Here is an 11484-nt window from a genome sequence, read left to right as displayed (position 1 = left end):
GAATTGAGTCATGAACCTCGCCGCTTCCCTCTCGTTACAAACTGCTCGTCACCTTCATCTGGCTGCTCAAGGACTGTTACGTCCTTTGGGCCGTCGGGCGCGCTTTACCGATATTCACGCCACTGTGCGTCAAATGTCTTTGCTGCAAATCGATACCATCAATGTGGTGGCTCGCAGTCCTTATCTGGTGCTGTTTAGTCGCCTTGGCGCATACCAGTCCAATTGGCTGGAACAGGCGCTGGTATCTGGCGCGTTATTTGAGTATTGGGCGCATGAAGCCTGTTTTATTCCTGTCGAAGATTACCCACTGCTGCGTCATCGCATGCTGGAACCGCAGCGACTTGGCTGGAAGTACAACCAACAGTGGGTTGAGGAACACCAACAAGAAATCACTGATCTTCTGCAACATATCTCCGCCAATGGTCCGGTACGTGCTGCCGATTTCAGCAATGATAAACAGACCAAACCAGGTTGGTGGGCGTGGAAGCCGCATAAGCGTCATCTGGAGAATTTGTTCAGTGCCGGTCAGTTGATGGTGGTTGAGCGGCGTAACTTCCAGCGGGTTTACGATCTGCACAGCCGCGTAATGCCGGACTGGATTGATGAACAGCATGCACTGAGTGAAGATGAAGCAGTGATACAGATGTTGAGTCACAGCGCGCGCAGCCTCGGCATTTTTCGTGACAGTTGGCTAGCAGACTACTATCGCCTCAAACGTGCACCACTCAAGTCGTGGCTCGCGGATGCCGCCGCACGCGGAGAGATAGTTCGCGTTGAGGTCGAGCAACTGGGTGAAATGTGGCTGCACCACGCGTTATTGCCGCTGCTGGAAAAGCCACTCTCGGCCACGCATACCACGCTGTTGTCACCCTTTGATCCGGTGGTTTGGGATCGTCGTCGCGCGCTGGAGCTGTTTAGTTTTGATTACCGCATTGAGTGCTACACGCCAGCGGAGAAGCGCAAATATGGTTATTTTGTCTTGCCAGTGCTGCATCGCGGCGTATTGAAAGCGCGCATCGACGCCAAAATGGAGCGTCAGGCAAAACAATTGGTAATTCGTGCATTCTGGCTGGAAGAGGGCACACGCGTCAGTAACGCTTTCCTTAATGATGTACAAAAAGCCATTAATCGCTTTGCTGCGTGGCAAGCTGCCAACGAAGTGATTATCGAAAATGCGCCGGCAGAACTGTTGGCGGCCTGGTCAAATCGCTGGTCAATGGTTGAATAACACCGCCACTTGTCTGGCTTGAGTGCGCCATTCCTGCGCACGCTATTATGATATGCTAACCGTCTGAATCGGTCCTGAATGGAGAAGATTATGGATCACCGTTTACTCGAAATCGTTGCCTGCCCGGTATGCAACGGAAAACTCTATTTCAACAAAGAGCAGCAAGAGCTGATCTGTAAACCAGATGGCCTGGCTTATCCGGTACGTGACGGTATTCCAGTGTTGCTGGAAGTGGAAGCGCGTACGCTGTCTGTTGAAGAGATCCATCCATGAGTTTTGTTGCCATTATTCCTGCGCGTTACGCTTCAACGCGTCTGCCCGGCAAACCGCTGGTGGATATTCAGGGTAAACCGATGGTGCTGCACGTCATGGAACGCGCGCGTGAATCGGGTGCCGATCGTGTGATTGTCGCCACCGATCATCCGGATGTGGCGGCGGCGGTAACTGCAGCGGGCGGCGAAGTGTGCATGACGCGAGTCGATCATCAGTCCGGCACCGAGCGTTTGGCAGAAGTTGTCGAGAAGTATCAGTTTGCCGACGACACCATCATCGTTAACGTGCAGGGCGATGAGCCGATGATCCCGGCGGAGATTGTACGTCAGGTGGCAGGCAATCTGGCGCAGTCTGAAGCCGGAATGGCGACGCTGGCGGTGCCGATCACCGATGCAGAAGAAGCCTTTAACCCGAACGCGGTGAAAGTGGTGATGGACGCCAAAGGTTATGCGCTTTACTTCTCACGGGCCACCATTCCCTGGGATCGCGAGCGTTATGCTCAATCGCGCGAGCAGATTGGCGACACGCTGCTGCGCCACATTGGTATCTACGCTTATCGCGCCGGTTTTATCCGTCGCTATATCGCGTGGGAACCTTGCCCGCTGGAGCATATTGAGCTGCTCGAACAGCTGCGCGTGCTGTGGTACGGTGAAAAGATTCACGTCGCGGTGGCAAAAGCTATCCCAAGTGTTGGGGTGGATACGCCGGAAGACCTTGAGCGGGTTCGTCTCGCTATGCAGGGTTAATCTCCGACCGGCCAGCGGCTCTCGCTGGCCTTAAAGTTTGATCTGGCGCTAAGCTTTGCGCCGCCATCACCTCCAGCATATTCCAGCCCTTTGACTTCGGAGGATATTGTATGGAACAGCTCCGTTCAGAACTCGCGTTGGTGCTCGGTGAAAGCATCAGCCGTCTCGAAACCATTAGCGAGCAGACGCACACGCGGCTATATGCGCTTTACGATAACGCCGGTAAACCGATGCCGCTGGTGGCAAAGTATTTTCGTCATCAGGGACGCGCGGCGCTGGAAGCCAAAAAGCTGACCATGCTCGGGCATGATGGCTTGATCGCCGTGCCCGCTGTGTTTGGCCTGGTGCTCAGCCAGCAAAAGCCGGTACATGAAATGTTGCTGATGGCGCGCTTTAACGGCGTCTCGGCGGAAGCTCCGGCACGCAGCGCAGCACGCTGGGAACAGCTGTGCGAGCAGATCGTCGAAGGCGTATTGGCGTGGCATCGCATCGACAGTCATGGCTTAGTTGGCAGCGTGGATAGCGTGCAGGAAAATAGCTGGCCCGCATGGTATCGCCAGCGGGTGGATGTGCTGTGGTCAACGCTGGGTTATCTGTCGCCGCCCTTTTTCACGCTGGAAGATCGTCAGATTCTATTTCGCAGCCGTCAGCTATTAGCGCGTCTTTTCAACGGCTTTGACGATCCCTGCGTGCTGACGCACGGCAATTTGCGCTTAGCCAGTATGCTGAAAGATGCGCACAGCGATCAGTTGATTGCGATGATGCAGCCGGGCAACATTCTCTGGGCACCACGCGAATACGATCTGATGCGCCTGGCAGATAGCGGCGCAGAAGCATCACTCCTGCAACACTATCTGCAGCGTGCGCCTGTGGCGGAAGGTTTTCTTTGGCGACGCTGGTTGTATCAGTTGTGGGATTGCGTCGACACGCTGGTCAGCAGCGGACAGTTTGACCGTCCACGTTTCGATCACGCCCGCGCGCAATTACTCCCCTGGCTGGCTTGAGGTGAGATCGTCACCGCGCAGCTTCTGCCAGATCTGACCCAGCGTTTCATAAATCGCGCGCTCACTGTGACCGAGCCACAGCGGTGACGGCATCGCACGTTCCCACCAATTGAGCGGCGATGTCACCGCCAACTGGTTCGCCGGTGCGGCTAGCGGATTCATGCCGGCACTTTGGAAGAATTGCATCGCACGTGGCAGATGGTTAGCGGAGGTCACCAGTAAAAACGGATGTTCTCCAATCGTCTTTTTCACCGCGCGTGCTTCACCAATCGTATCCCGCGGTTGATCCAACTGAATAATCGCTTCTGAGGGCACACCCAGACTCTCCGCCACTTCAGCCGCCACGCTGGCGCTGCTGCGTGGGTTTTCGCCTGCCGCTGCGCCCGTAAAGATCATTTTCGCCTGCGGATAGCGCCGCCACTGACGCACGCCTTCGGCCACGCGCGGCAAACTGTTACTGATTAAATTCGAACTCGGCGCCCAATTCGGATTGAAGGTATAGCCGCCGCCGAGCACCACGATATAATCGACCGGCTCGTTACCGCTCCAGGTGGGATAATGATTTTCCAGCGGTGACAGTAGGCGATCGGCAACCGGCTGCAGGCTTAACACCAGCAGCAGCAGCCAACTGCAAGAGATAAGGATTTTGCCGCTTTTTTGCCAGCGGCTGCACCAGAGCAGCAAAAGTCCTGCAGCCATCAGCAATAACAGCAGCGGCAAGGGGAGCAACATCCCGCCAATGACTTTTTTGAATGCGAAAAACATCGAATATGGCCTCTTTTGTCCAAAAAAACAGCTGCCAGACGGTTACTGCGGCATGAAAGGTTCATTCTTGTTGAGCCTGTGACAAAATAGCACAAGTTGAATGCAGCAAAGCGGAGCCATCATCATGCAGGATCGTAACTTTGACGATCTGGCGGACAAATTCTCACAGAACATTTATGGCACGCGCAAAGGGCAAGTGCGCCAGGCGATTGTCTGGGACGAGCTGGAAGCCCTGTTACCGACACTGCCTGCCGGACCTTTACAGGTGCTGGATGCCGGCGGCGGCGTGGGACAAATCTCAAGCGGGCTGGCGGCACGCGGTCATCAGGTGGTGCTGTGCGATCTCTCTGCTGAGATGCTGAAGCTGGCGGAAGCCCATGCGCTCGCCGCAGGTGTGAGCCACAACATGCAATTCAAACAAATTAGCGCCCAGCAGGTGGGCGAACATTTGGATACGCAGGTTGATCTGGTATTGTTTCACGCGGTGTTGGAATGGGTCGCGCATCCGGAAGAGGTGCTCCAAGCGCTGTGGCACACACTCAAGCCCGGCGGCGTGCTGTCGTTGATGTTTTACAACGCGCACGGCTTAACCTTCCGCACCCTGACGCTCGGCAATTTCGGCTATATGCGCGCCAATATGAGCAAACGTAAAAAGCGCACGCTGTCGCCCGATTTCCCGCGCGATCCCGACGATGTGACGCGCTGGCTGACAAACTGTGGATTTGAAATTGAACGGCGTGCGGGCATTCGCGTCTTCTGTGATTACATGAAGCCGCAACCCGGCGCAGGGAAGAGCGTTGAGGAAATCATTGAGATGGAACGGCGTTTCTGTCGCCAGGAGCCCTTTTTGAGTTTAGGGCGCTATATCCACGTGACCGCGCGCAAACCCAGCCAGAAGGATCAACTATGAGCGAATTTTCCCAGACGGTCCCCGAATTGGTGGCATGGGCGCGCAAGAACGATTTTTCGCTTGCGCTGCCGGTAGAACGTCTGGCCTTTTTGCTGGCCATCGCCACCTTAAACGGTGAACGCATGGACGGCGAGATGAGTGAAGGCGAGCTGATTGACGCGTTTCGTCACGTTAGCAAAGCATTCGAACAAACCCACGAAACCGTGCAGGTCCGTGCCAATAACGCCATCAATGACATGGTGCGTCAGCGCTTGCTTAATCGCTTTACCAGCGAGCTGACGGAAGGCCACGCCATCTATCGTCTGACACCGCTCGCCATCGGCATTACCGACTATTACATCCGTCAGCGCGAGTTCTCCACGCTGCGCCTGTCGATGCAGTTGTCGATTGTGGCACAAGAGTTAAAACGTGCCGCAGACGCCGCTGAAGAAGACGGTGACGAATTCCACTGGCATCGCAACGTATTTGCACCGCTGAAATATTCGGTGGCGGAAATCTTCGATAGCATCGACATGACGCAGCGCCTGATGGATGAACAGCAGCAAGCGGTGAAAACCGATATTGCCGATCTGCTCAACAAAGACTGGCGCGCGGCGATCTCCAGCTGTGAAATGTTGCTGTCGGAAACCTCCGGTACGCTACGTGAACTGCAGGATACGCTGGAAGCGGCGGGCGATAAGCTGCAGGCCAATTTACTGCGCATTCAGGATGCGACGCTAAGCAGCCCGGATCTGGGCTTTGTCGATAAGCTGGTGTTTGACCTGCAAAACAAGCTCGATCGCATCATCAGCTGGGGCCAGCAGGCTATCGATCTGTGGATCGGCTACGACCGCCACGTACACAAGTTTATTCGTACCGCCATCGACATGGATAAGAACCGCGTGTTTGCGCAGCGTTTACGCCTGTCGGTGCAAAACTATTTCGATCAGCCGTGGGCGCTGACCTACGCCAATGCCGATCGTCTTTACGATATGCGTGATGAAGAGATGACGCTGCGTAATGACGAGGTAATGGGCGAGCTGCCGCCGGAAATGGAATACGAAGAGTTTAATGAGATTCGTGAGCAGCTGGCCGCGATGATCGAAGAGGCGCTGCAAATTTATAAGCAGGAGCAGAAGCCGCTCCATCTTGCCACGGTGATGCGCGACTATCTGTCGCAGTATCCGCGCGCGCGCCACTTTGATCTGGCGCGTATCGTCATCGATCAAGCGGTGCGACTCGGCGTGGCCGAAGCTGATTTAGCCGGTCTGCCTGCGCAATGGCAGGCCATTAATGATTACGGAGCCAAGGTGCAGGCACATGTCATCGACAAATATTGAACAAGTGATGCCAGTTAAACTGGCATTGGCTCTGGCAAACCCGATTTTCCCGGCGCTCGATAGCCAGTTACGCGCGGGTCGCCACATTGGCATTGAAGAGCTGGATAATCACGCCTTCCTGATGGATTACCAGGAGTATCTCGAAGAGTTTTACGCGCGTTACAACGTTGAGCTGATCCGCGCGCCGGAAGGCTTCTTCTATTTGCGTCCGCGTTCAACCACCTTGATCCCGCGCTCGGTGCTGTCCGAGCTGGATATGATGGTGGGCAAAATTCTTTGCTATCTCTATCTCAGCCCGGAACGTCTGGCGAATGAGGGGATTTTTACCCAACAAGAGCTGTATGACGAACTGCTGTCGCTGGCCGATGAGAGCAAACTGCTCAAGCTGGTAAACCAGCGCTCCACCGGTTCCGATCTTGACCGCGCCAAGCTGCAGGAAAAAATGCGTGCGTCGCTGAGCCGCCTGCGCCGTCTTGGCATGGTGTGGTTTATGGGCAACGACAGCAGCAAATTCCGCATCACCGAATCGGTGTTCCGCTTTGGCGCCGACGTGCGCAGCGGTGACGATGCGCGTGAAGCACAGCTGCGCCTGATTCGTGACGGTGAAGCGATGACGCTGGAAAGCGCGCCAGCTGCGGCAGAAAACGATGAAGCAGATAACGATATTGACGCTGAAAGCGACGCGAGTGATAACGCGGAGGATGAACAAGCATGATTGAACGCGGTAAATTTCGTTCGCTAACGCTGATCAACTGGAACGGCTTCTTTGCCCGTACTTTTGATCTTGATGAACTGGTCACCACCCTCTCGGGCGGTAACGGTGCGGGTAAATCCACCACCATGGCTGCTTTCGTTACGGCGATGATCCCTGACTTAACGCTGCTGCACTTCCGTAACACCACCGAAGCGGGTGCAACTTCCGGTTCGCGCGATAAAGGCCTGCACGGCAAGCTGCGCGCCGGTGTCTGCTATTCGGTGCTGGATGTGGTTAACTCACGCCATCAACGCGTGATTGTTGGCGTACGTCTGCAGCAGGTGGCGGGACGCGATAAAAAAGTCGATATCAAGCCATTCAGTATTCACGGCTTGCCGAGCGATTCGCAGGCTACCGATATGCTGACCGAAATCCTTAATAACCGTCAGGCGCGCGTGTTGCCGCTGACGGAAGTAAAGGAGCGCGTGGAAGCGCAGGAAGGCGTGCAGTTCAAACAGTACAACTCGGTCACCGATTATCACGCGGTACTGTTCGAGCTCGGCGTGGTGCCGCGTCGTCTGCGTAACGCCAGCGATCGCAGCAAGTTCTATCGTCTGATTGAGGCGTCTCTTTACGGCGGTATTTCAAGCGCCATTACCCGCTCGCTGCGCGATTACCTGCTGCCAGAAAACGGCGGCGTGCGTAAAGCCTTCCAGGATATGGAAGCCGCGCTGCGTGAAAACCGCATGACGTTGGAAGCGATTCGCGTCACCCAATCGGATCGCGACCTGTTTAAGCATCTGATCTCGGAAGCCACCAGCTATGTTTCCGCCGACTACATGCGCCACGCCAACGAGCGCCGCATTCATCTCGACGGCGCGCTGCAGCTGCGTAATGAGCTGTTTACCAGCCGCAATCAGCTGATTTCCGAGCAGTATCGCCATATTGAAATGGCGCGTGAATTGTCGGAGCACAACGGTGCCGAAAGCGATCTGGAAAGCGATTATCAGGGCGCCAGCGATCACCTGAATCTGGTGCAAACCGCCATGCGCCAGCAGGAAAAAATCGAGCGTTATGATGCCGATCTGGAAGAGCTGACCTATCGCCTTGAAGAGCAGAATGAAGTTGTAGCTGAAGCGCGTGAAGTACAGGAAGAGAATGAAGCGCGCGCCGAAGCGGCTGAAGTGGAAGTGGATGAGCTGAAAAGCCAGCTTGCTGACTTCCAGCAGGCGCTCGACGTGCAGCAAACGCGTGCCATTCAATATCAGCAAGCCTTGCAGGCGCTGGAGAAAGCACGCACGCAGTGTCAGCTGCCCGATTTATCTATCGATAACGCCGCTGAATGGCAGGAAACCTTCCAGGCGCGTGAAGAAGAAGCCACCGAACGCCTGCTGCGTCTCGAACAGAAGCTGAGCGTCGCCGAAGCGGCGCACAGCCAATTTGAGCAAGCGTTAGCGTTAGTGACCAGCATTGCCGGTGACGTGGGTCGTCAGGACGCGTGGCAAGTGGGGCGCGAATTACTGCGTGACGCCGGCAATCAACGCCATCATGCTGAACAACTCTCCTCGCTGCGTCTGCGCCTCAATGAATTAGAAACACGTCTGCGTGAGCAGCATGATGCCGAGCGTTTGCTGGCGGATTTCTGCAAACGTCAGGGCCAGCAATACGATGCGGATGCGCTGGATGGCTTGCAGCGTGAACTCGAAGCGCAGATTGAACAGCTGAATAGCAGCGTTGCCGATGCCGGTGAACGCCGCATGTTGATGCGTCAGGAGCTGGAGCAGCTGCGTGAACGCATCACTGCGCTGACTGCACGTGCACCACACTGGCTGGCGGCGCAGGAAATTCTGACGCAGCTGAGCGAGCAAACCGGTCAGGAGCTGACCAGCAGCCAGCAGATCACTGAATTTATGCAGCAACTGCTGGAGCGCGAGCGTGAAACCACGGTTGAACGCGACGAGCTGGCCGCGCGTAAGCGTGAAGTTGAACAGCAGATTGAACGTCTGAGCCAACCAGGCGGCGCGGAAGATGCGCGCCTGACGCAGCTGGCGGAACGTTTTGGCGGCGTGCTGCTGTCGGAAATTTATGATGACGTTACGCTGGATGACGCGCCGTACTTCTCGGCGTTATACGGCCCATCGCGCCATGCCATCGTGGTGCCCGATCTGTCGCTGGTGCGCGACCTGCTCGACGGTTTAGACGAGTGCCCGGAAGATCTCTATCTGATTGAAGGCGATCCGCAAGCCTTTGACGACAGCGTATTTAGCGTCGAAGAGCTGGAAAAAGCAGTGGTGGTGAAAGTGGCTGAACGTCAGTGGCGCTACTCTCGCTTCCCGAAAGTGCCGTTGTTTGGACGCGCGGCGCGTGAAAACCAGCTTGAGTTGCTGAATAACGAACGTGAACAGCTGGCTGAGCGTTATGCCACACTGTCGTTTGATGTGCAGAAAACCCAGCGTCTGCATCAATCCTTCAGCCGCTTCATCGGCAGCCATTTAGCGGTGGCGTTTGATGAAGATCCAGAAGCGCAGATTCGTCAGCTTAACAACCGCCGTGGTGAGCTGGAGCGGGCGCTGGCGCAGCATGAAAATGACAATCAGCAGCAGCGTGCGCAGTTTGAACAGGCAAAAGAGGGCGTCAGCCAGCTGAACCGCCTGTTGCCACGCGTGAATCTGCTGCTCGACGACACGCTTGGCGATCGCTGTGAAGAGATCCGCGAGCGCGTGGAAGAAGCGCAGGAAGCCGCGCGTTTCCTGCATCAGCACGGCAGCAAACTCAGCAAGCTGGAGCCGCTGATTTCTGTACTGCAAAGCGATCCGCAGCAGCACGATCAGCTGCAGCGTGACTATCAGCAGGCACAGCAGCAGCAGCGCGATGCGCGTCAGCAGGCCTTTGCCCTGACCGAAGTGGTACAGCGTCGTGCGCACTTCAGCTATGAAAGTTCGGCTGGCATGTTGAGCGGCAACAGCGATCTCAATGAACAGCTGCGTCAGCGTCTGGAACAGGCGGAAGGCGAGCGCAGTCGCGCACGCGAACGTCTGCGTGGACATCAGGCGCAGCTGACGCAGTATTCGCAGGTGCTGGCATCGCTGAAAAGTTCTTACGATGCCAAACGCGACATGCTGAAAGAGTTGCAGCAAGAGATGCAGGATATCGGCGTGCATGCCGATGCCAGCGCAGAAGAGCGCGCGCGCATTCGTCGTGACGAGCTGTACAGCGCGTTGAGCCACAACCGTGCGCGTCGCAACCAGCTGGAAAAACAGATCACCTTCTGTGAAGCCGAAATGGACAGCCTGCAGAAGAAACTGCGCAAGCTGGAACGCGATTATCATCAGATTCGTGAGCAGGTGGTCAGCGCGAAAGCCGGCTGGTGCACGGTGTTGCGTCTGGTTAAAGAGAATGGCGTTGAGCGTCGTCTGCATCGTCGTGAACTGGCCTATCTCAGCGGCGATGAGCTGCGTTCGATGTCGGATAAGGCGCTGGGTGCGCTGCGTCTGGCGGTAGCGGATAACGAGCATCTGCGCGATGTGCTGCGCATGTCGGAAGATCCGAAACGTCCGGAACGCAAGATTCAGTTCTTTATCGCGGTGTACCAGCATCTGCGCGAACGTATTCGTCAGGACATCATTCGTACCGACGATCCCGTTGAAGCCATTGAGCAGATGGAAATCGAGCTGAATCGTCTGACCGAAGAGCTGACGGCGCGTGAACAGACGCTGGCAATCAGCTCACGCAGCGCGGCGAACATCATTCGCAAAACCATTCAGCGCGAGCAGAACCGTATTCGTCAGCTGAACCAGGGCTTGCAGGCGGTGAGCTTTGGTCAGGTGCGCAGCGTGCGCCTCAACGTGAACGTGCGTGAAGCGCACTCAACGCTGCTGGATACACTGTCGGAAGAGCATGAACAGCATCAGGATCTGTTTACCAGCAACCGCTTAACCTTCTCGGAAGCGCTGGCGAAACTCTATCAACGCCTGAATCCGCAGATTGATATGGGCCAGCGCACGCCGCAAACCATCGGTGAAGAGCTGCTCGATTACCGCAACTATCTTGAGATGGAAGTGGAAGTGAACCGTGGCTCCGACGGCTGGCTGCGTGCAGAAAGTGGCGCGCTTTCGACCGGTGAAGCGATCGGTACCGGGATGTCGATTCTGGTGATGGTAGTGCAGAGCTGGGAAGAGGAATCCCGTCGTCTGCGCGGCAAAGACATCTCGCCGTGTCGTCTGCTATTCCTCGATGAAGCGGCACGTCTGGATGCGCGTTCAATCGCCACGCTGTTTGAGCTGTGCGAACGTCTGGAGATGCAGCTGATTATCGCGGCACCAGAGAACATCAGCCCGGAAAAAGGCACCACTTACAAACTGGTGCGCAAGATGTTCAATAACACCGAACACGTACATGTGGTCGGTCTGCGCGGCTTCTCGGCGGATCCCGCACCGAGCAAAGATCAAAGTCCTACGGTCGGTCTTGAATATGAGAATTCATAACGCTTAATCTGGTTAAAAAACAGCACTACGTTTAATCTGTATGCGGCATCTGCACTTAGAG

9 protein-coding genes are annotated in these 11484 nt (G+C 55.9%); 8 read left to right on the top strand and 1 reads right to left on the bottom strand.

The annotated features are described in order from the left end of the window. Window positions 1–10 precede the first annotated feature (10 nt). From PanJK_RS03555 to PanJK_RS03540, 4 genes are all read left to right on the top strand, one after another. A complete protein-coding gene (locus PanJK_RS03555) occupies window positions 11–1228 on the top strand; it encodes a winged helix-turn-helix domain-containing protein (protein ID WP_265297160.1) in 1218 nt (405 codons plus the stop codon). A gap of 90 nt (window positions 1229–1318) precedes the next feature. Then, on the top strand, window positions 1319–1501 hold the full coding sequence (locus PanJK_RS03550) for a Trm112 family protein (RefSeq protein ID WP_007887424.1): 183 nt from the start codon (window positions 1319–1321) through the stop codon (window positions 1499–1501). Further along, window positions 1498–2247, top strand: a complete 750-nt coding sequence (gene kdsB / locus PanJK_RS03545) for a 3-deoxy-manno-octulosonate cytidylyltransferase (RefSeq protein ID WP_154153026.1) — start codon at window positions 1498–1500, stop codon at window positions 2245–2247. The genes PanJK_RS03550 and kdsB overlap by 4 nt, the downstream gene beginning before the upstream one ends. 110 nt (window positions 2248–2357) lie before the next feature. After that, window positions 2358–3251 (top strand): YcbJ family phosphotransferase, encoded by an 894-nt coding sequence (locus PanJK_RS03540; protein ID WP_265297158.1) that lies wholly within the window; start codon window positions 2358–2360, stop codon window positions 3249–3251. Here PanJK_RS03540 and elyC read toward each other — a convergent pair. After that, window positions 3231–4016, bottom strand: coding sequence for an envelope biogenesis factor ElyC (gene elyC / locus PanJK_RS03535; RefSeq protein WP_265297157.1), 786 nt, complete (start codon window positions 4014–4016; stop codon window positions 3231–3233). The two genes, PanJK_RS03540 and elyC, sit on opposite strands and share 21 nt — an antisense overlap. Window positions 4017–4140: 124 nt before the next feature. Between elyC and cmoM the strand changes: the two genes are divergently transcribed. From cmoM to mukB, 4 genes are read left to right on the top strand one after another with little or no spacing between them, the layout of a single operon-like run. Further along, a complete protein-coding gene (cmoM, locus tag PanJK_RS03530) occupies window positions 4141–4926 on the top strand; it encodes a tRNA uridine 5-oxyacetic acid(34) methyltransferase CmoM (protein WP_265297156.1) in 786 nt (261 codons plus the stop codon). After that, the gene (gene mukF, locus PanJK_RS03525; protein WP_007887410.1) at window positions 4923–6245 is read left to right on the top strand and encodes a chromosome partition protein MukF; all 1323 of its coding nucleotides are present in this window, start codon (window positions 4923–4925) and stop codon (window positions 6243–6245) included. Before cmoM ends, mukF begins: the two co-directional genes overlap by 4 nt. Then, the gene (gene mukE / locus PanJK_RS03520; RefSeq protein ID WP_097094359.1) at window positions 6226–6960 is read left to right on the top strand and encodes a chromosome partition protein MukE; all 735 of its coding nucleotides are present in this window, start codon (window positions 6226–6228) and stop codon (window positions 6958–6960) included. Before mukF ends, mukE begins: the two co-directional genes overlap by 20 nt. Next, the gene (mukB, locus tag PanJK_RS03515) at window positions 6957–11423 is read left to right on the top strand and encodes a chromosome partition protein MukB (protein WP_256696102.1); all 4467 of its coding nucleotides are present in this window, start codon (window positions 6957–6959) and stop codon (window positions 11421–11423) included. Before mukE ends, mukB begins: the two co-directional genes overlap by 4 nt. Window positions 11424–11484 lie beyond the last annotated feature (61 nt).

This window comes from Pantoea sp. JK (assembly GCF_026130245.1).
In the GTDB taxonomy this organism is placed as follows: Bacteria; Pseudomonadota; Gammaproteobacteria; order Enterobacterales; family Enterobacteriaceae; genus Pantoea; species Pantoea trifolii.
Note: the sequence above shows the minus strand (reverse complement) of the source record. Positions and strands in the feature narration are given on the sequence as shown.